Below are 20,853 nucleotides of genomic sequence, written 5' to 3' on the forward strand. Positions count from 1 at the left end.
CTCCCTTTCAAGTTCTTATAGTCACAACACGTAGCGCCTGCCGATGGGAAAACTCTTCAGATTCGTTCACTGCGCAGACCTGCATCTCGAGTCTCGTTTCAAAGGGTTGGAGATAGACGACCCTACCTTGGCAAGAAGGCTCAGGGAATCGGTGTTCGAATCCTTCGCCAGGATAGTCGATATCGCTATCGATAAGCAGGCGGATGCCCTGATCATCTCCGGCGACCTGTACGATGACAGCAACGAGCTCCCATCCACGAGGCTATGGCTTTCTCAGCAGTTCTCCAGGCTGAGCATCCCCGTGTACATCTGCAGGGGAAACCACGATTCGGAGACCGCTTGGGATTCTGCAATCCCCTATCCAGAGAATGTCAAGGAGTTCGGAACCGAGCCCGAAAAGGTGGTCCTTGACGATGTGGAGATCATCGGAGTCAGCTACTCCACCCCGCACGAGACCCGCAATCTCGTATCCATGATCGAGGGGGATCCGGAGAGATTCACCATAGCATGCGTGCATTGCGACATAGATTCCTATTCAGAGGGTTACCCATACGCCCCTTGTTCGGGCAGCGATCTCCAGGGGAGGTCCGTGGACTACTGGGCCTTAGGGCACATACACAGAAGGAATGTGGTCTCCACCACACCGTATGTCGTCTATCCCGGGAACATCCAAGGACGCAGCTTCAAGGAGACTGGCGAGAAGGGATGCTACCTGATAACCGTAGACTCGGGCAGGATCCGTTCAGCCGATTTCATCCCGACACAGGGATTCGTGTGGAAGGACCTCAACGTGAACATAGCCGGATGGGATCTGAACGACGTGGTCAACACTCTGAAGGGAAGCCTCAATGGCTCATCGCTGGCCAGGGTCACGTTCAGAGGATCAGGGAAGCTGGACACCATGCTCCGTTCCAATCCATCGGACGTCAGCAGGGCCATTTCCGATGCTACCGGAAGCATAATCTCATCAATCGTAGTCGACACGAGTCCGGAGGTCGATCTGGATTCCAGAGCCGGCGGTAAGGACATGGCCTCGGCCGTCATACGTACCGGCGACAGGTTCAGCTCCCTTTCCAAGGATGAGCTGCTAGACATCATCTGCACGAACAAGATCGCCGCTAGGTACCGCGACCGTTATTCCGCTCTCTCGGAAGATGAACTCAAGAATATGGTCAGGCAGGCAGTCAGGAACGTTATCGTCATGATGGAGGCTTCCAGATGAGGATCTCCAGAGTCAATATCGCATCATTCGGCAAGCTGAGGGACAGGACTTTCGAGCTCGATCCCAAGCTGAATGTTTTCTACGGCCCTAACGAATCCGGCAAGACCACTACCATGGAGTTCATACGCTCCGTACTGGTCCCGTCAAACGGAAGGAAGCTCTATCCCGAGAGGAACAAGAGGGATGAAGGTTACATCGAATATACCGAGGACGATGTGCAGTGCAAGGCAGAATTGGGGTCCGCTCAAGGGATCCCGAAGTGCCTGGTAGGCATGGAGCCGGAGCTCTACCGCAATATTTTCGCCATGAACACATCCGGGCTTGACAATCAGGTCCCGCTTTCCAGCGGAGACATCCGCTCCAGGTTCCTGACGATACCCGGCGGGGAGGAGATGCCCAAGGTGATTGATTCCTTAGAGGATGAGGTGGCCTCGTTGCTGGGGAAGACCAGCAGCTCACCTTCGAAGGTCAACGGGCTTCAGGATTCGGAGCAGGAAGTGATGGAGAGCATATCCTCGATGCGTTCCAATGCTGAATCCTATTCTGCTCTAACCGAGAAGAAGGAGCGCCTCGAATCCGAACTGGAGGCCATCAACAAGGAGAACAGCTCGGCGATAGAGAACAATCAGCTCTATGCGAAGATCGAATCGCAGAAGGGAGCTTACAGCAGTCTGCAGCAGAACCGTCAAAGGAAGAAGGAGCTCTCCGCTTCGAAGCTACCGACACCTGAGGACATCAGGGAGCATGACCGTCTGGTGAGCGATTCTCAGATCAAGAAGGGAACATTCAGCAGCTTCGAGGAATCCAGGCGCGCAGCCGTCGCTGAACTCGGTTCGGACGAGAAGACCGTCAGGGAGCAAATCCCGCTGATGAGGGAATTGATCTCCAAACGCCCGGAATACGATGCGAGGCTCAACCGTCCAGCTCCGGTGAACACAACTGTGCCGATAGTGCGCATAATCGTGTCCCTGCTTCTGATCGCCGTGGCAGTCGTCGCCCTGATCATTCCCGGTTTGGATGACATCGTGCGCTACGCTGTGGCCGGAGCCATGGTTGCCGGAATCATCGTTTTCTTGCTATTCACCCGTAAACTCGAACCTGCTGTTGACTACGGGAATCTGGAATGGATCGAGGCATACGAAAGGGATGTAACCTCGGAGGCGAGATTATTCGGAGGCAGTCTGGGCTCGGTTCATTCGGACCTGCAGCATTTCGAGCAGCTGATCAGGAAGATAGACGACCTGGACAGGACTTCGATAAAGCGCAATGAGCTACATGGGCAATCTATGCAGGCTGAAAACAATCTTCTGAGGTTCCTCTCAGCATACGGCGGCGAACAGGGATACAGGACAGCGGTCTCGAACGCCGATGAGATGAAGAAAGTCGATGCGAACATCAGCATGCTCTGCAACAACATCCGTACTGCCGGTTTCGATCCCGATCAGCCTCTTCCAGTAGTCGAGAAGATCTATCTAGACACCACTTTACAGACCTCCATCGCCTCCGAACTGGGAACCGTCGAGGAGAAGATGAAGGCGGTCCTGGACACTGCAGAGCTAGATGCTCTGATCGATAGGTCATATGCGATTCATGACGAGATGGAGATGGCATTGAGGGAAGGGGCAACAGCAGTCCTCGCATCCGCCATAGTGCAGGAGGCATGCACCGAACTTTATGAGAACGTACATCCCGAGGTGGTCACCACCGCTGACAGTTATCTTTCTCTTATGACCAAAGGCACATGCCGTTTGGATCTCGATCCGAGGAACACCGACCTATCGGTTATCTCCAACGGAGAGGCCAAGGGCCCCAGGCAGTGGAGCACCGGGCTGAGAGCCCAGATATTGCTATCACTGAAACTGGCGGTGGCCAGGGAGATGGGTGACGGCGATATCCCGATGATATTGGATGATGTGTTGCTCCCATTCGACTCGGAGAGGAAGGAGGGAGCCATGGAGGCTCTAATGCAGGTCTCATCGGATATGCAGGTGCTGCTCTTCACCTGCGACGACGATATCGCTGAGATGGCAGAACGTATCGATGGATGCAATCTGATAAGGATGTGAGTGTAGCACACAGAGAATCGTTCTTTGCCTGGTAGTCAAGTGTCGTCTGCATTCTCTTTATATATAGGATTTTAAATGTCGATAGCAGGGAGACGCAGTGTTCCCTGTTCACACATAACAATATCACGATCATCACTCGCCTATGATGGCGAAAGCCGAGATATCCGGGCAACGGAGCGCCGACCCGACATACGAAAGATCTTCTCGGTTTGGTTAAAATTGGGACGTAGCCCGAAGGACAGTAGGGCTGCGAAAGGGATGCGCAGAGCAGGGACAAGGTTCTACCCATCAGCCCCATGGAGGGTACAAATGAACATTGATCCTAATGCAACGAAATACATGGTCAAGGCTAAGATTAGCGCTGACGGAGTTATAGACAGGCCCGACGTCGTCGGAGCCATTTTTGGTCAAACCGAGGGACTCCTCGGTGACGAGCTTGACCTGAGAGACCTCCAGAAATCCGGAAGGATCGGAAGGATAGAGGTCGAGACAGTAACCAAGGGCGGAAAGTCCGAGGGAATCATCTACATGTCATCGAGCCTGGACCAGGTCGAGACCGTCATCCTCGCTTCAGCGTTGGAGACCGTCGACCGCGTAGGTCCCTGCAAGGCATCCGTCCACGTCCTCGGGATAGAGGATGTCCGTGTGACCAAGAGGGAGAAGGTAGTCGAGCGTGCAAAGGAGCTTCTCAACGAGCTCATGAAGCAGTCCGAGGGATCCAGCACCAACCTGATGAACAGCGTCAAGCAGAGCGTCCAGGTCGAGGAGATCACCACCTACGGACCTGACAGATGCCCTGCCGGACCCAACGTAAGGGACTCCGAGGCAATCATCATAGTGGAGGGAAGGTCGGATGTCCTCAATCTCCTCAAGGCAGGAATCAAGAACGCCATCGCAGTCGAGGGAACCAACATCCCCAAGACAGTCCAGGAACTCTCCAAGGAGAGGGTCGTCACAGCCTTCACAGACGGTGACAGAGGAGGAGAGCTCATCCTCAGGGAGCTCTTTCAGGTGGCAGAGGTCGACTTCGTCGCCCGTGCACCCCGCGCGCACGAGGTCGAGGAGCTGTCCTCCAAGCAGATCATCAAGTGTCTCCGCAACAAGGTCCCCGGCGACCAGTACATGGAGATGAACAACCTCAACTTCGAGGAGAGGTCTTTCGACGAGCTCGACAACTTCGAGCCCGAATCAGACTACAGGTCTGACAGGCGCGACAGGAAGGACCGCGACAACAGGCGCGACCGCGATGAGCGCCGTGACAGGAAGGACCGCGACAACAGGCGTGACCGTGACGAAAGGCGTGAGGAGCGCCAGAAGGACCGTGATGAGCGCCGCAAGGAGCGTTTCAACAACGAGGCCCTCGACAAGTACAGGAAGAAGCGCGAGGAGCGCCAGGAGCGCGAGGAGAGGTCATACGAGGCACCCGAGGCCGAAGTGACCGAGCCCGAGGTCCCCCAGAGGTACGAGGAGTCCGAGGAAGTCAAGGTCTCCGAGGAGATCGTCGCAGAGGAGCCCTCCGAGGAGGAGAAGCCCAAGAAGTCCACCAAGAGGAAGAAGGACGCCGAGGACAAGCCCAAGAAGTCCACCAAGAGGAAGAAGGACGAGGAGCCCGCAGAGGAGCCCGAGCCCGCCGAGGAACCCGCTGAGGAGGAGAAGCCCAAAGAGACCAAGACCAAGGAGGAGAAACCCGCCAAGGCAAGGTCGCTGAAGGGAAAGAAGCTCATCACCGACAAGGTCCTCACTGCAGAGCAGGAATCCTACCGCGACATGCTCCTGGAGCTCTCCACGACCCACAACGCCAAGGTCCTGGATGCCTCGAACGAAGTCATCAGGCAGGTCGCCGTAAAGAGCCTCGTCAACTCCCTGAAGGAGGATGGGGACAACGTCGCTGCCATCGTCTTCGACGGAGTCATCTCCCAGAGGATCATCGATGTCTCTTCCGAGAAGGGAATCAAGACCGTCGTCGGAACCCGCAAGGGAAACATCTCCAAGATGCCTGCCGACATAACCATCTGGACTAAGGAAGACCTCGTCTGATTACCATGGCCAAGCAGAAGCATGTTGAAACCTGGGAAGACGTCCAGGAACTGAAATCGACAGCCGAGATCCAGATTCCCAAGGATCCTCTCGACAGGGTCCTCGGTCAGGAGGAGGCCATCGAGCTTGCCAAGATCGCCGCCAAACAGCGCAGGCATCTGCTGCTCGTCGGTCCCCCGGGAACCGGTAAGTCGATGATCGCCCGTGCGCTCTCCATGAACCTCCCTGCCCCAAAGCAGGAGGTCCGCGTGGTCAAGAACCCGGAGAACCCCGAGCGTCCCCTGCTGTCGGTGCTCGACGCCAAAGAGGTCCTCAAGGAGGAGGACATCAAGGCAGCATCCATAGGCATCCTGCTCACACCCGAGGAGGCTCCGGCCAATGTCGCTGAGCACCTCGGATACAAGTGCAAGAACTGCGGAGGATACTCCCTCCCTACGGACACGGTCTGCCCTCACTGCAACCAGTCCAAGCTGGATTCCACAGCGAACAAGAGCAATCCGTTCCAGGACATCCTCAGCAACCTCAGCGGCATGCTGGATGTCCCCATGCAGGAGATCACCGCAGGAAAGGAGAAGGTCACCACACGCGACAGGAACGACGAACAGGTCATCTTCGAGCGTGCCGGAGACAAGATCCGCAAGCTGGACCAGGCCGCTCTCGAGAAGAGGGCCGAGCTCCAGAGCACCAGCAATGAGAAGGTTCTGGTGAAGCTCAGGAGGAACCCGTTCGTCCTGGCGACAGGAGCATCCGAGACGGAGCTTCTGGGAGATGTCCGTCACGACCCCTACGGAGGGCACGAGAAGCTCGGGTCCCCCGCATACGAGAGGATCGTCGCGGGATCCATCCACGAGGCACACGAGGGAGTCCTATTCATCGATGAGATATCCCATCTGAAGGAGCTCCAGAGATACATCCTGACCGCCATGCAGGACAAGGTGTTCCCCATCACTGGAAGGAACCCCCAGTCCGCCGGAGCAAGCGTCAAGGTGGACAACGTCCCCTGCGACTTCATCCTGGTGGCCGCTTGTAACATACAGGATCTTGAGAACATCCTCTCTCCGCTCAGGTCGAGGATCATCGGAAACGGTTACGAGGTACTTGTCGACATCGCCATGCCTGACAATTCCCACAACCGCGCCAGGTACGCCCAGTTCGTAGCCCAGGAGATTCAGCTCGACGGGCACATACCTCATGCTTCGATCGAGGCTGTCGAGAAGATCATCGCCGAAGGAAAGAGGCGTGCGAAGCTGGACAACCAGAACAACGCCCTGACCCTCAGGCTGAGGGAGCTCGGAGGACTCATAAGATCCGCCGGGGACATCGCGGTCCTGGAAGGCGCCAAGCTGATCACCGGCGAGCACATCGACAGGGCCCTCAGGAGATCCCGCAGCGTCGAGGAGCAGATCAAGGACCGCTACGGATCCTACAACAAAGGTCTCTCCAAGGATGTCTCTTCCGCTCAGAAGGAGCGCTCCAGCTACTACTTCGAGACAGAGCACTTGGACGACTCCATGTTCTCTTGAAAACCAAGGGGGATCATCCCCCGTTTTTCCTTTTTTTCCGACCATTCACCGAAAACCGTCATATACGATCCCATTGTTCTATTCATGATGAGCAGTAAATGGGGCTTGTTGGCGCTGTTCACGCTAGTGCTTGTTTCAGCCTCAGCTATCGTCATCGACCCCATCGATGCCGCCGATCCGCCCAAGGATCCATTGCCCCAGGATCTTTATCCTTATGCTGATATCATCCTGACCGCTGACGCCAAGGGCAATACCCTGATGACGTTCAAGGCCTACGGGGATTACGTGGTCACGAAGGACCATCCTTCCGAATGGTTCACCCACACCTATTCTCAGAACACCGACATCATCCTCAGGAACCTCTCCCAAGCGGGAGATTACATGGAGATTGTGTACGACGGTGCTAATGTGAGGAAGCTCACGATCTTCAGCGTCGATACCAAGGAGTCGCTGAATTCGGCCAACTCCGTCCATTTCACCATGTACAGCGGATCCATCCAGACGCTTGCGATGCTGACAGCTTCCAATCAGGTGAAGCAGTACATCGGGAATTCATATGATTCGATCCCGACTACACTCCGCAACGTAACGCTGGACATGAAGGGAGGCAGCGTCAACCTCCTGAACCCTACGACCGAGATGCTGGGCATCACAAACTACACCGTCCATCTGGACTACGGTCTGTCCGTTAACCGCATGTACACCACCGGTGAGAACGGGAAGTACTCCAGCGTCCACATCGATATGAACGGTGCGGCAGTCGGATACATGTCCAACATCGCATCCAGGATCGGTCACCTCATCTACGATATCAATTCCGGAAGCATCGATTACTTCTGCATCGGTGCCAACACCGAGCATAGCTACAACAGGAACATCGGGGATCTGGCCACATCCTGCGTCACAGGCGATGTGAAGGTCCACATAGGCTCCAGCGCCACCATCGGCAAGTGCATCATGGGAGGCGGCATTCTCAACATGCCCAGGATCCTCCGCAACGGTGCCCTTGTATCAGAGGAGATAGTGCATATGGTCGTCATCGATGCCCAGAACACAACGGTCTCCAACGATTCCGCATTCCTTGCAGAGAGGAGGACATCAGCATACCATTTCGGTAACTACAAGATAGGCGGCAACCCTTCAGCCAGCTCCATATCGGATTCCTTCTCCTATCTCAAAACCACCATGAAGGTCTATGCAGAGGACGGTGTCTGGACGTCATTTTCCTCCTGTACCATCCCGGTGGGAGGGATCGTGTCCCTTAACACCGAGTACATCGTCCAGACCGACGGTTACCTGAACATCTCAAAAGGCGCAACGCTCTACAACTCGGACAACATGGTCATCAGCGGTTCGCTATACATTGGCGGTACGCTGATCAACAATTCCGTCATCCAGTGCAGGTCCGGATCCGAGATAGGGGGTACGCCTGAAGGGATCGGCTATCTCGCTGATTACGTCCATTATTCCAGCCCCACATCGTCCCTGAACGTCATGTCGCAGAGGAACGCCGTGGTGATAGACCAGGAGACGCAATACCCTGTGGAGAGCATCTCGACCATCCTGGCGGAGGATAACCTCACCGTCACCATCACCATCGAGGGTTCGCAGCGTATCTACGGAGACGAGTTCATGATAGCCCTCAACCCTGTGGATCCTCCGGAGAACTTCGACGGAATGTACAGACTGGACATCAAGGGAATCGACAGGGACCTCCTCGCAATCTGCACTGTCGAGGTTACCTTGCCCACAGATCACAACCAGTGCACCGCGGTATACGTCTTCGATGAGGCGGAGGGACAGTACAAGATGATCTCCGCTGCCGAGTACGAGTCGCAGGTCTTCATCACCGCAGGCACTTACAACGACTTCTACCTCTTGAACTACACATCCGAGAGGCCAATCCCTCCTCAGCCTATCGTCATCAACACAGACATGACCTGGTTCGACTACGTTCTGATAGCTGCGATCATAGGCGTATTGGCGGTGACCGTGTACTCGCTCGTCACGATGAAACGTGATTGATTCTTGAGAGCTTCAGGACCATCCTGTAACCGTCCTCTCCTGGGGCATAGAGCGAAGGCAGAGTCTCCTCGATGGCGAATCCCTGTCTTTTGTAGAAATCTATGGCCCTGCCGTTCGTCACACGGACCTCCAGCTGAACCTCTGAGAAACCTTCCATATAGCACCTGGTGCGGTAATTGTCCAGGAGCTTGGTCCCTATTCCCTGTCCTCTGTACTTGGAATCCACGGCATAGAGCGCTATGGAGGCTCTTCCCGGTTTTACCCTGGTCCCGCATATGGCGCCAACAATGTTGCCGAAGATATCCTCAGCCACGATCTGTCCCTCGGGCCAGCAGAGGAAGAAGTACTCAATCACGTCCAGGGAGAAGGAGCCGTCCAGATTGCTGTTGAAAAGGGCGTAGATCCTGATGGAATCCTCAGCCTTCATGGCCCTATAGATAATCAAGCGGAACGCCCCCTGAATATCTTGATCGCTGCGATCATTATGGCTAGAAGCACAAACGCCACAGGTGCGGCATACGGGAGGATCGATTCCACGGAATCAGACGAATCCTCATCAACGGTGAATTCTGCATAAATGAATCCTCTGTTCCCTATAGAGTCGGTCGCAATAACACCCAGGACATGTCTGCCTGAGGATACCTCTAGAACCTTGCGAGGGATCGATGAATCGGAGACGGCCCCATCAAGGTTCCATCTATAGGTGTAGTTTCCAGGTTGCTTGACCGCCACGGTGATAGTGATCTTCCCCGGGGAGCTATAGTGACTGGAGAATTCCGTGAAGGACAGTGTGAGCCCGGAGGACCTGTCGTTCGTCTCGAAATCGTCTATGAATGCGCCCGCGAAGAATCCGGAGACCTCCTTGGAATCGATGGCGACCATGACCTCTCTGTTGTTCTCCAGGGAATTATAGGTCCAGTTTATGGATCCCACGAGAACGGTATCATCGCAGACGATCCCTTTGTTATGCACGTATGGAGTGTCCATAACTATGCAGCTGATCCCGCTGGACACTTGGACCGATGCGACTGTTCTGCTGTCCACATTATTGCTGAGGATCAGCTTGCAATCAACGCCACCGGAATCCTTTGAGACCATCGCCGAATAGGGGTTGTCCGTTCTGCTGAGGAAATCATTGTCGAGACTCTGTTGCTGTGAATAGACTCTGTAAGTGGAGTTGGAAATGTAGTAGATCTGGGCCTGCTGAGCGTTGTCCGGGGAGAGTATGGGGGTGACCTTGCATCTGTAGCTGGGCAGCTGCACTTTCTTCGTCGGAGCAGTATAGGTCAGTGTCTTCGCCTTCGCATAGGGGGCAGTATCGCTGAAATCGATGACATCTCCGTATTCACCGTTGATGTCATTCTCGAAGACGTCCATCATGTATGACGCATAGGACGGGCTGTCGATCAGGACTCCCCAGCCGCGGTTCCCCTGACCTTCCATAGGATCGGTCATCACCTCCATGTTCAAATTGCCCCAGGTCCAGTTCTCGGATGTGACGATCACCCTGGTGCCGTCGATGATGCAGTACTTCGCATGGACAAGGTTGTATCTGTCGCCTGATACGCCGCCTATGAGCTTCACGGTGCATCCCGCATCGACAAGCGATTTTGCCGGTGAAGGGGATTGTGTTGTGTAGCCCTGCGATTCCTCCAGCAGGACGGTGACATCTACGCCTTTCAAGGAAAGCTTCTGCAACAGCGCATAGACGTTGTCGCAGGATAGTTGATACATCGTAAGGCAAACGGACTTCTTCGCGTCCTCTAGGGCGTTATAGATAGGTATTCCGCCGGATTCGGGGAACAGGAACGGATGCACAGTGGCATCGATCTGGAGTTCCGGGTCGAATTGGAGATTAGTCTGTCCGATCCTGTAGTTGGTCCAGCAGGATGCAGACTCCCCTTCCGCGGACACCCTCACTGCGAAACTGTTCTTCTTAGGGGTGAACGTGTCCCCGGACCACAAGTTCTTGTCCGTGATCTCGACGTCACCGTAGAAGAAGGCGTCGATTATGTTGTTCCCGTAGAACAGGTAGACATCGTCCTTGGAGTTGTTCAATGCGAAGTTGTTCGATATGGTTACTCCGGACTCGCCGTTCCTGTAGGTAGTATGGCGTCCCGGAAAGCCCGAATCCGCGGACTTATCCTTCACGAAGGTAAGTGTCTCTCCCGAATGGATTATCAGAGATTGTGAGAAGCCTATGGAGCCTTCGGACGAGCTCTTCTGAGGATTGTCGGTGATGCAGAAATCCTTCAGATCTATGTCGTACGAGCTGTAGTTGTGCAGCGAAACTCCCTCGTCTTCGTTGAAGATATTGACCTCGTAGAGAACAATGCCTGTGTTCGCAGCATCATATTCCGAGGCCAGCGGCACGAATGCGCAAACCAGAAACAGCAGCGATACAGCCAGCACTGACCTCATGGCTGATGGTAATAGTTACTCGTAGAAAATAGCGATGCTCAGATGTTGCGGATCAGGTCTCTGATGACAGCTTCAGGATCCGCAGCTTTGACTACGCCTGATGCAAGCAGAACTCCCTCCGCACCCAAGTCAACAGCGGTCTTCACATCCCCTCCGTTCTTGACACCGGCCCCGCACAGGACCTTGATCTTCTTGTCGACGGATTTCACCGCTTCCACGGTACCGGAGACGATGCCGGGGTTGGCGGTGGTGACGGATATGTCCCCTCCTATCAGCTCAGGAGGCTCAACTGCGATGTAATCAGGTGAGAATTGGGCGAGATCCTTCGCGACGTCAACGGTGTCCGCGCAGACGCAGGTGACAAGGTCCAGATCCTTGCATAATTGGACACAAGAGCCCACGTCGGACGCGGGCTGCTTGTGCTCCGAATGGTTTATCAGGGTGCCTGAGGCACCCGCTGATTTGACCAGCGACGGTGTGGTGAATCCAGTTCCGGAACCGGGCTTGCGGGGGTCCACGTTCTGCGAGTAGACGGGTATCTCTACCTGGTCCGCTACGTAGGACAGCTCCACCATGGGAGGGCAAACCACCAGGTTCGCTCCGGTCTCCTCGGCAACCTTGGCGCAGATTTCCGCCAGTTCGAGGGCCTTTACTCCCTCGACCTCGGAGTACATCTTGAAGTTGACGATGACCGCTGGATTCGATTTCATCGAGATCACTCGACTTCCACTTTCTTCTTCTTTGCGGGAGCCTTCTTGGAAGCGGCTGCCTTCTTCTTGGGCTTCTCGTCGAGGGAGACGAACCTGCTGGTGAGCTCCTTGAGGACATCGGGCCTGGAGGTGTATTCCATCTCTTCTGCTCCGAGGATCGACGGGACGAAGGGTCCCTGAGACCTCATGAACTTGCTTGCCCTGATGGCGTTCCTGCGGGCCTCATCGAAGGTGGAGGTTCCGAAGAAGTCGACGGGCATGTGCTCTCCGTTCTTGGCTCCGTAGGGCTCGAGTCCCTGGAGCTTTCCGTTGTTGAGCTGGAATCCGAGACAGCACACTCTTGGTGGACCGTCGTAGTATGTGGGGTCAGAGTCCTCGGGTGAGCAGGGGTAGAACGCTCCGATGTGCGATCCCCTCATCCATCCTGCAACGAGCATGGTGTTGTTGAGGAAGGGCTGGGTGTACTCTCCAACGGAGGGCAGACCGCTCTGGCATCTGCAGATGCAGACGGGGTCGTCCTTTCCAACGTACCTTCCGGCTGTCATGTTGAGCTTGTCGGTGGAAACGACGGCTGCGGGTCCGATTCCTGCCCTGGAGTTGATCCTCTTGATGGCGTACCTGGAGGTGTCTCCGAGAAGGGACAGGATGCTCCAGGACTCCTCGGGGGCGGACATGACGACCTTCTTGTTGGCCATGACGTCCTGGATCTCGAAGTCGAATCCCTGCTTGGCCCTCTTGTCGATGACCAGTCCGGTGGTCGTGAAGGGGTCCATGAAGATCCTTGTGAGGGGAAGTGTGTATGCGGAAGGCTCGGTCTTGTCGGCCATGAAGAACAGCAGAGGCTCGGATCCCCTCTCCTCGAACGTCATCTCTGCGGAACCGGGGCCGGCTCCCTTGACGTTTCCGGAGAATGCATCCGTGAGGATGTCCTGTCCGGCAGCGTAGAGCTTCATCTTCTTGGCGATCTTGGTGGCCTGCTGGAAGCACTCCCAGGCGGCACCGTGGACGTCCTTGTTGTTCTCTCCCTTGTAGTGTGTCATGTAGAGGTTGATGTCGTCCCCGACACGGGTGACGTAGAAATCCTCTATGGTTCCTGCTTTCTGAGCGTCCTTTAGGACGTTCTTTGCAGCATCGAGCATCGAGGGGTGGGGCCTGGCGTGTCCGACGACGGATCCCACATCTGCCTTGATGATAGAAACTGTGACTTTTTCTGCAGACATGATTAACAACCTGTATTATTTTCTTGATGGGCTGACTTCTATAAAAAGTGCTTTAACACGGACTATACTGGAAGTCGAACGAAAAGGCGATTCGCGATGCATAATGCACATCATTAGGCATCTTTCCCGACGGTTTCCGCCCAACAGGCTAATAAACGACACTCACGATTGCCGACCATATGACAGGAAACATGACCTTGGTGCTGCTCCGCCACGGAGAGAGCGAATGGAACAAGCAGAATCTCTTCACCGGTTGGACCGATGTGGACTTATCGGACACAGGCAAAGCGGAAGCCAGATCTGCCGGTAAGCTCATGAGGGCGGAAGGATTCGACTTCGATGTCTGCTATACATCCTACCTCAAGCGCGCCATCCACACACTCAACCTCGCATTGGAGGAGATGGACCGCGAATGGCTGCCTGTCATCAAGTCCTGGAAGCTCAACGAGAGGCATTACGGAGCGCTCCAGGGACTCAACAAGGCCGAGACCGCCGAGAAGTACGGCGAGGATCAGGTCAAGAAATGGCGCAGATCCTACGACATCCCTCCGCCGACACTCGCCGAGGATGATGACAGGAACCCTGCGCTGCAGGATCCATACAGAGGGGTTCCCAAGGATTCTCTCCCGCTCACAGAGAGCCTCAAGGACACCGTCGCAAGGGCAGTTCCCTTCTTCAACGATGTTATAAGACCCAGGATGCTCGCAGGAGACAGGATTATCATCGCTGCGCACGGCAATTCCCTCCGTGCCCTCGTCAAGTACTTCGAGGACATCTCCGACGAGGACATCGTGGGAGTGAACATCCCTACCGGAGTTCCGTTGGTGTACGAGTTCGACAGGGAATTCAAGGTCATATCCAAGAGATATCTGGGAGACCAGGATGCGGTGAACGCCAAGATGGACGCGGTTGCTAACCAGGCCAAGAAGAAGTGATTAGTTATAGGAAGAATCAATCGGGTTGAACATCATGACAGCTTTCAAGGATTCCAGCAACATCGCGGTCGGTGACGGAGAGGTCACCATCAGCGGATGGGTTCAGGACATCAGGAACATGGGAGGAATCGCCTTCCTCCAGCTCCGCGACAGATACGGAGTCATCCAGGTCACAATGCCAAAGAAGAAGATCGACCCCGAGCTCTTCGACAAGCTCACATCCCTGTCCAGGGAATCCGTAGTCTCCATCGTCGGAGAGGTCAAGGAGAGCAACCAGACCGCTCTGGGCCTGGAGGTCATCCCATCGGCATACACGATGCACAGCGAGGCCGGAGTCCCTCTGCCCATGGGAGTCATCGACAAGGTCAACGTAGAGATGGACACCCGTCTAAACAACAGGTTCATGGACCTGAGGAAGCCCGAGATCAAGGCCATATTCGAGCTGAAGTCCATGATGGTCGCTCTCATCGAGGAGGCCGTCCGCGAGAACGGTTTCACACAGGTCTACACCCCCAAGATCTCCGCCGCAGGTGCGGAGGGAGGAGCCGAGCTGTTCAAGATCAAGTACTTCGACAAGGACGCGTTCCTCTCCCAGTCCCCCCAGCTCTACAAGCAGGTGCTCATGTCCACCGGACTGGACAGGGTGTTCGAGATCGCCCCCGCATTCCGCGCGGAACAGTCCAACACCAACCGTCACGTCACCGAGTTCATCTCCTTCGACGGAGAGATGTCCTGGATCCAGAGCATGGACGACGTCACCGACATGATCGAGGTCATCATCGACCACGTAATCACCGGGCTCAAGGAGAAAGGCGCTAAGCAGCTGAAGCTCATCGGAAAGGACATCGTGGTCCCTTCCCGCCCCTACCCCAAGCTCACGTACAGCGAGTGCCTCAAGATCGTCAACGACGGAGGGCTCCCGCTGAAGAACGGCGACGACCTCGGAACCGAGGGAGAGAAGATCGTCGGAGAGTACATGGCCAAGCAGGGCAAAGAGATGTACTTCATCGTCGAGTACCCCGAGGAGGCCAAACCCTTCTACATCATGGAGAAGGACGGCACCGAGTTCTCCTTCGCATTCGACCTGGACTACAAGGGCCAGGAGATCTCATCCGGAGGACAGAGGGAGCACAGGTACGACAGGCTCGTCGCAAGGATGGAGAAGAAGGGGCTCAACCCCGACGACTTCGGATTCTACCTCGACGCCTTCAGATACGGAATGCCCCCGCACGGCGGATGGGGAATCGGTATCGAGAGGCTGCTCGTCAAGATGCTGGACCTCCCGAACATCAGGGAAGCCATCCTCTTCCCCAGGGATCCCAGCAGACTGTCGCCTTGAAATGATTTCCGGGGGCATGACCCCCGATTTTTCCACTTTCGCCACTTTCGGCCACCCCCCTCTTTTCTTTATATACTCTCCAGTCGGTGATGATGATAGGGATGCAAAATGGCAGCACCGGGCGAGCCTTACGAGAGGGAATTGAAGGGACTCCTTTCAGGAGACGAGAAGATCATAAACAAGATGATCAATACATGCAGCGCTTCCGAGACGGATGCGTACAAGAGCATGCTGGTGAATCCGTTCCTGGTCACACGTGCCGCAGGTTCTTTAGGTATCGATCTGGTCGCCATGAGATGGGATTTCTCTTTCCCCATAGAGGTGAAGAGCTCCGCCGACGACGTTCTCCATTTCAGCAAGAATGCCCGTCTCATCGAGCAGGCCAACGATATGCTGGCGGACTGCACACAGTCGCATCTGGTCCCCATCTACGCATACAGGCTCAAGGCATTCAGGGGCGACCCTTGGAGGATCTTCACCATCCCGACCGACCACGTTTTCAAGGGAAGGAACGCCATCCTCTACAGGAGGATACCCAAGTTCGAATCATCTGCGAACGGGAACTTCATCATGCGCTGGGAGAACGGGATGAAGCTATCGGACCTCATAAGCTATGTCGGAATGTCCGATTATTCTTCAGATGAATGAGCGGAACACCGTCAGAACTCATAGGGCTCATCACTGATCAGCCAAGGTCTATCATCATCCGGTCTGTTCCGAATGGTAATGGACGAGTATTCATAAAACACCGTTGGCCATTCACAACATTTATTAGGTATTCCTCTTAAGGGGGAAACAATGTCCGAGACCGAAGCTAGGATGACAAAAGATGTGGAGATCATGCTGGGCAATCCCAAGAAGGCCATCATAGCCATGGCTGTGCCTGTTATGGTAGCCAACTTCATCCAGAGCATCAACAATGTCGTGGACACGGTCTGGCTGACATCGATCGGAGTGGAGGCGCAGGCGGCAGTCAACGTCATTTTCCCGCTGTTCTTCCTGATGATCGGCTTCGGAAACGGAATAGGTGTGGGAGCATCACAGGCATTGGCCAGGCGTATCGGATCCATGGATCGCCAGGGAGCCAACAGGGTCGCCGCACAGGCACTTATGATGACTCTTGTCATGAGTATCGTCCTGGCGGTCGTATTCATACTGCTGGCCGAGCAACTGATCGCCGCCAGCGGAGGCGCGTCCAACATGGAGGCTTGCTTGGCCTACGCCATCCCGATCTTCATCGGAACCCCCGCCATCCTGATTGGAAACATGCTCAGCGGTCTGCTCAGATCAGAAGGTGCCGCGAAGCGTTCCATGATCATCCATGTCATCGGGGTCGTCTTCAACATGATCCTCGACCCGATCTTCATCTTCGTCTTTGGATGGGGGATCTCCGGAGCAGCCATCGCAACTTCCCTGTCGATGACCGTTCCGATAATCATCGCATTCTTCTGGTATTTCGGAAACCAGAGCACATTCGTCAAGATCCCTCTGAAGGGATTCAAGTTCGACCTTCATCTCGATTGGGATATCCTCCGTGTCGGAATCCCCGCATCGATGGAGATCATCCTCATGTCCGTCACAGCGATGGTGATGAACGTCATCATCGAAGGTGTATCGCCCATCGACGGTGTGGCCATCTTCGGTAACGGATTCAAGATAATGGACCTGTTCTTCATGCCGACTATGGCGATCGGCTTCTCCATAGTGCCTATCTGCGCAGCAGCCCTGGGTGCCAAGAAGGCCAGCAAGGTGAAGGAGATCTACTTCATAGCTCTGAAGTACGGAATACTCATCAGCATCGGCATCTCATTGGTGCTGGTGCTGTTCAACCAGTACCTGGTCCTGCCGTTCACATATTCTGAGGCCACGATCGGACTGAGGGATCAGATGGCGTTCTTCCTGCTGATAAGCGCGATATACATGCCTTTCACGCCTTTGGGATACACGTCCGTAGGTTACTTCCAGTCCATGGGATGGGGTCTGAAATCACTCTCCATCACAGCGGTGCTGAACCTAATACGCATCCCGATATGCCTAGCATTGGCGGTCTCGTTCGGAACCCTCGAGATGATCTGGTGGGGATTCGTAGCGTCCGAGATGATCGGATCCATCTACGGCGGAGTGTTCGGGATAACCTCCATCAGGAAGCTCCTGAGGGGAGGGTACCCCAAACTCCTGAAGAAAGAGGAATTCGTAGAGGATTGATCAGGCTATCTGCCACTGCTTCAGATTGAAGGTGCAGCACTGTACCTTGGATGAGACGATCTTGCCGTTCTTCCAGAGAGTCATGAGCATGGGTTTGATCTCATCCAAGTACTTCACGTACGCATCTACGTCATGAAACTCTTCAGGGCGCAGCTTCTTCACTATCGCACGAGTGCAGATCATCGGATTCTCCTCGATGGTAGCTAGCAGTTCTTCCTGCGTTATCGGTTTCATGTGGAAAAGACCTGCATACAGGGTATTAAAGAAGGATGATGGCTGGATATGGGCATAATTTCCGATTTATTTCAGATTTATCTGATACGTGAAGACGTCTGAACAAGGATAGGGACAAATACCAATATGCAGGTCGGATATCAACGGAGTTAAGGGCGGTATCTTGAGATACGATAGGGTTGTAGAGGGCAAGTTCCTTAGCAGACCGAACAGATTCATCGCTAAGGTCGAGGTCGATGGCAACATAGAGACGGTCCATGTGAAGAACACAGGTCGCTGCAGAGAGATTCTCGTCCCCGGCTGCAAAACCATCCTTTATGATTCCAACAATCCCGAAAGGAAGACCAGATATGATCTCATCGCGGCATACAAGGACGATATGCTGATCAATATAGATTCGCAGGCCCCCAACAAAGCTTTCCACGAATTCATCCTCACATCGGGCAGGTTCGGAAAAGATCCCAAGGTCTTTCCCGAGTACACTCACGGCGATTCCCGTTTCGATTTCTATATCGAGAGCGAGGGGAGGAAGATCTTCGTCGAGGTGAAGGGGGTCACATTAGAGTTCGACGGTGTCTGCAGCTTCCCTGACGCACCTACCGAGCGCGGTCTGAAGCATCTAAGGGGCCTCAGACAGGCATTGGACGAGAGATACGAGTGCTACGCAGCCTTCGTGGTGCAGATGAAGCCTATGCGGTACTTCACGCCCAACTATGCGACGCATGAGGAGTTCGGGAAGGTATTGGAAGAGGTCCACAACGAAGGCGTCGGCATATTGGTCTACGACTGCATCGTCACGCCCGATTCGATGGTAATCGATGCCGAGGTCCCGTTCAAATTCAGATGAGTTCAGTAGTATTCGTCGATCTCGCCGTAGCCGCCGATCTTCTTGTTCTCACGGGTCTTGGCGATGAAGTTATTGAGGCGTTTCTTGAATTCCTCCGGACGGTCCCTGGCAGAATCAATGTACGCTATCCTGATCCTCTTGTAGGGCTCTGAAAAGGACTGATAGTTCTTCCAGGCCTCCTTATCTTTCTTGATCTTGGCCAGTATGTCCTTCGGGAAAACATATTCTTCGGCTATGAGGGATTCCACCTGGGGACGGATTTCAGGATGGATCAGTCCTTTGGAGTCCATATTGATTAGGCGTTCTATGTTCATCCTGGAGTGAGGGCTGTTGTTCTTCCTAGGGGTGAAACGTCTGATATGGCATCTCTCATCAAGGCTTCCAGCGACGCTGTCGATCCATCCGAAACAGAGAGCCTCTTCGACAGCATCGTTGTAGGTTATCCCTTCCTACCCAGAGGATTTCATGGGGAATGCGAACCAGATCTCTTTGGCATCTCTGAAATTGGATTCGAGCCACTGGCGCCATTCTTTGCGGTCTGCGGAGTAGAAAATCTCCTTTTCTCCAGATTTGAATGTGGCCATACCGGTATCACCTACCTTCATGGAACGGTATGATATAAGGGCTGATGAAGTTGTTTACATACTCCCTCAGCTCAACCCCCAATCTTCAGACATGGATTTTCGATTCGATTCCTCAAGAAAATCAATTATGTTCTGGATAGTGGCTTCTTCGGTTCTTGTGATGGATATCGGATCTGCCGTAATAAGTAATCTAGAACCTTCTCCGACGATCTTTCTAAACGGTCTCAGTTCCCTTTTCTTTGTTTCATCATTCGAAAGTGTCTGACATACTTGGATGTACTTCCTCTCTTCGCCTTTAAGGGCTATGAAATCGATTTCCAATTGACCTATGGTCCCCACGTAAACTCTATAGCCTCTACGTCTGAGCTCCAGATATACCAGATTCTCTAGTACCTTTCCAGAATCCCGATCCGCCTTCAGAGGTTGTGTATTCCTCATCCCCAGATCGGAACAGTAGTATTTCGCTTCGGTCTTGAGTATCGTCTTGCCCTTCAGATCGTATCTTTCTACCCTGTAAAACAAAAGGGATTCGGTTATAATATTGAGGTAATCGCTGGCTGTAGAAGGGCTGATTTTCAATGAATCTGCGATATTCCCTGCCGATATGGAATTGCCTATCTCAGAGAACATGTAATCGACGACCTTCCTGACTTTGACGGAATCAATTCTTTCTTTTCTACTGCATATGTCCTTCAAAATGATGTCTGATTTTATCTCATCTAATCTTTGAAAAATAACTTCTTCAGAATAGTCTGGACGTATGAATGGCATTCCACCGTAGTGCAGATATGAATCGAACAGCCTTGTTCTTTCAGATTCTTTATCGTTGATTATACAGAATTCGTTGTACGATAGAGGAAGCACGCCAATCTCGACGTTGCGACCGGTAAGAAGTGTGGAGATCTCAGTTGAGAGCATATATGCGTTTGATCCGGTTACATATATGTCGCAGTCAAGGTCTATCTTCAAAGAGTTGACAACCCTTTCCCAGCCATTGATGAATTGGACCTCGTCGATTATTATGTAAATCTTTTCGGTATTCTTTTTTGATATGATTTCATCGTACAGGGCCTTGCCATCACGGAAGCGATCGTTCCTCATCGATTCCATGTTGTAGTATAGGATATTATCAGGATCGACACCAGAATCTTTCAGCATCTGCATGTATTGGAATAGCAGAGTGGATTTCCCGCATCTCCTTATCCCAGTTATGATTTTGATCACATCTTGGTCTTTGAATTTAAGGATCTCATCGAGATATTGTCTTCTCCACACTTCTTCCATAATCATCAATACTCTTTAAATCTATAAAATAAATTCGTTTAATCGTATTTATTTTTAAAAATCAAATGTTTTTATGTTTAATCGTATTAATTTTGAATTTTTGATGATGTGATATTTGTTGAAATTATGCATGAGTCAATGATAGCTCTCAATGTGCAGTAGCATGAAGATTATGAGAGTCAAAAGCGCGGAGGAAGGGAT

18 protein-coding genes are annotated in these 20,853 nt (G+C 53.6%); 11 read left to right on the top strand and 7 right to left on the bottom strand.

Going from position 1 to position 20,853, the window contains the following annotated elements:
• Nucleotides 1–43 precede the first annotated feature (43 nt).
• The 5 genes from PED39_06710 to PED39_06730 all read left to right on the top strand — a co-directional run bounded on the left by PED39_06710 (nucleotide 44) and on the right by PED39_06730 (nucleotide 8,873).
• Nucleotides 44–1,222, top strand: coding sequence for a DNA repair exonuclease (locus PED39_06710; protein WII07275.1), 1,179 nt, complete (start codon nucleotides 44–46; stop codon nucleotides 1,220–1,222).
• The gene (locus PED39_06715) at nucleotides 1,219–3,288 is read left to right on the top strand and encodes an AAA family ATPase (protein WII07276.1); all 2,070 of its coding nucleotides are present in this window, start codon (nucleotides 1,219–1,221) and stop codon (nucleotides 3,286–3,288) included. The genes PED39_06710 and PED39_06715 overlap by 4 nt, the downstream gene beginning before the upstream one ends.
• Nucleotides 3,289–3,597: 309 nt before the next feature.
• A complete protein-coding gene (dnaG, locus tag PED39_06720; GenBank protein WII07277.1) occupies nucleotides 3,598–5,325 on the top strand; it encodes a DNA primase DnaG in 1,728 nt (575 codons plus the stop codon).
• A gap of 5 nt (nucleotides 5,326–5,330) precedes the next feature.
• On the top strand, nucleotides 5,331–6,848 hold the full coding sequence (locus tag PED39_06725; GenBank protein ID WII07278.1) for an AAA family ATPase: 1,518 nt from the start codon (nucleotides 5,331–5,333) through the stop codon (nucleotides 6,846–6,848).
• 87 nt (nucleotides 6,849–6,935) lie between these two features.
• Nucleotides 6,936–8,873 carry a hypothetical protein gene (locus PED39_06730; GenBank protein ID WII07279.1) on the top strand — a complete coding sequence of 646 codons (1,938 nt, stop codon included), beginning with the start codon at nucleotides 6,936–6,938 and terminating at the stop codon, nucleotides 8,871–8,873.
• On the opposite strand, the gene PED39_06735 is transcribed toward PED39_06730, so the two are convergent.
• Genes PED39_06735 through PED39_06750 form a run of 4 tightly spaced genes read right to left on the bottom strand, consistent with a single transcriptional unit; the run spans nucleotide 8,854 to nucleotide 13,224 of the window.
• A complete protein-coding gene (locus PED39_06735) occupies nucleotides 8,854–9,318 on the bottom strand; it encodes an N-acetyltransferase (protein WII07280.1) in 465 nt (154 codons plus the stop codon). The two genes, PED39_06730 and PED39_06735, sit on opposite strands and share 20 nt — an antisense overlap.
• Nucleotides 9,315–11,294 (bottom strand): phospholipase D-like domain-containing protein, encoded by a 1,980-nt coding sequence (locus tag PED39_06740; protein WII07281.1) that lies wholly within the window; start codon nucleotides 11,292–11,294, stop codon nucleotides 9,315–9,317. The genes PED39_06735 and PED39_06740 overlap by 4 nt, the downstream gene beginning before the upstream one ends.
• Before the next feature lie 38 nt (nucleotides 11,295–11,332).
• Nucleotides 11,333–12,004, bottom strand: a complete 672-nt coding sequence (tpiA, locus tag PED39_06745) for a triose-phosphate isomerase (GenBank protein ID WII07282.1) — start codon at nucleotides 12,002–12,004, stop codon at nucleotides 11,333–11,335.
• Between the two features lie 5 nt (nucleotides 12,005–12,009).
• Nucleotides 12,010–13,224 carry a fructose-1,6-bisphosphatase gene (locus PED39_06750; protein WII07283.1) on the bottom strand — a complete coding sequence of 405 codons (1,215 nt, stop codon included), beginning with the start codon at nucleotides 13,222–13,224 and terminating at the stop codon, nucleotides 12,010–12,012.
• Nucleotides 13,225–13,403: 179 nt separating this feature from the next.
• Between PED39_06750 and gpmA the strand changes: the two genes are divergently transcribed.
• The 4 genes from gpmA (at nucleotide 13,404) to PED39_06770 (ending at nucleotide 17,703) form a co-directional block, all read left to right on the top strand.
• Complete coding sequence (gpmA, locus tag PED39_06755) at nucleotides 13,404–14,159, top strand: 2,3-diphosphoglycerate-dependent phosphoglycerate mutase (protein WII07284.1); 756 nt, start codon at nucleotides 13,404–13,406, stop codon at nucleotides 14,157–14,159.
• A gap of 34 nt (nucleotides 14,160–14,193) precedes the next feature.
• Nucleotides 14,194–15,498, top strand: coding sequence for an aspartate--tRNA(Asn) ligase (gene aspS / locus PED39_06760; GenBank protein WII07285.1), 1,305 nt, complete (start codon nucleotides 14,194–14,196; stop codon nucleotides 15,496–15,498).
• 108 nt (nucleotides 15,499–15,606) lie between these two features.
• A complete protein-coding gene (locus tag PED39_06765) occupies nucleotides 15,607–16,146 on the top strand; it encodes a Holliday junction resolvase (GenBank protein ID WII07286.1) in 540 nt (179 codons plus the stop codon).
• Between the two features lie 150 nt (nucleotides 16,147–16,296).
• Nucleotides 16,297–17,703, top strand: coding sequence for an MATE family efflux transporter (locus PED39_06770; protein ID WII07287.1), 1,407 nt, complete (start codon nucleotides 16,297–16,299; stop codon nucleotides 17,701–17,703).
• On the opposite strand, the gene PED39_06775 is transcribed toward PED39_06770, so the two are convergent.
• Nucleotides 17,704–17,937, bottom strand: coding sequence for a hypothetical protein (locus PED39_06775; GenBank protein WII07288.1), 234 nt, complete (start codon nucleotides 17,935–17,937; stop codon nucleotides 17,704–17,706).
• Between the two features lie 163 nt (nucleotides 17,938–18,100).
• Here PED39_06775 and sfsA point away from each other — a divergent pair, with 163 nt between their 5' ends.
• On the top strand, nucleotides 18,101–18,784 hold the full coding sequence (gene sfsA, locus PED39_06780; protein ID WII07289.1) for a DNA/RNA nuclease SfsA: 684 nt from the start codon (nucleotides 18,101–18,103) through the stop codon (nucleotides 18,782–18,784).
• A 2-nt stretch (nucleotides 18,785–18,786) separates the two neighbouring features.
• Here sfsA and PED39_06785 read toward each other — a convergent pair whose 3' ends face one another.
• Nucleotides 18,787–19,074: a YdeI/OmpD-associated family protein gene (locus PED39_06785; GenBank protein ID WII07290.1), complete on the bottom strand. Its 288-nt coding sequence runs from the start codon at nucleotides 19,072–19,074 to the stop codon at nucleotides 18,787–18,789.
• A 69-nt stretch (nucleotides 19,075–19,143) separates the two neighbouring features.
• On the opposite strand from PED39_06785, the gene PED39_06790 reads away from it, so the two are divergent.
• Nucleotides 19,144–19,401 carry a hypothetical protein gene (locus PED39_06790; GenBank protein ID WII07291.1) on the top strand — a complete coding sequence of 86 codons (258 nt, stop codon included), beginning with the start codon at nucleotides 19,144–19,146 and terminating at the stop codon, nucleotides 19,399–19,401.
• A gap of 33 nt (nucleotides 19,402–19,434) precedes the next feature.
• On the opposite strand, the gene PED39_06795 is transcribed toward PED39_06790, so the two are convergent.
• Nucleotides 19,435–20,652: an ATP-binding protein gene (locus PED39_06795; protein ID WII07292.1), complete on the bottom strand. Its 1,218-nt coding sequence runs from the start codon at nucleotides 20,650–20,652 to the stop codon at nucleotides 19,435–19,437.
• Nucleotides 20,653–20,853 lie beyond the last annotated feature (201 nt).

This window comes from Methanomassiliicoccales archaeon LGM-RCC1, assembly GCA_030168575.1.
Taxonomy (GTDB): domain Archaea; phylum Thermoplasmatota; class Thermoplasmata; order Methanomassiliicoccales; family Methanomethylophilaceae; genus Methanoprimaticola.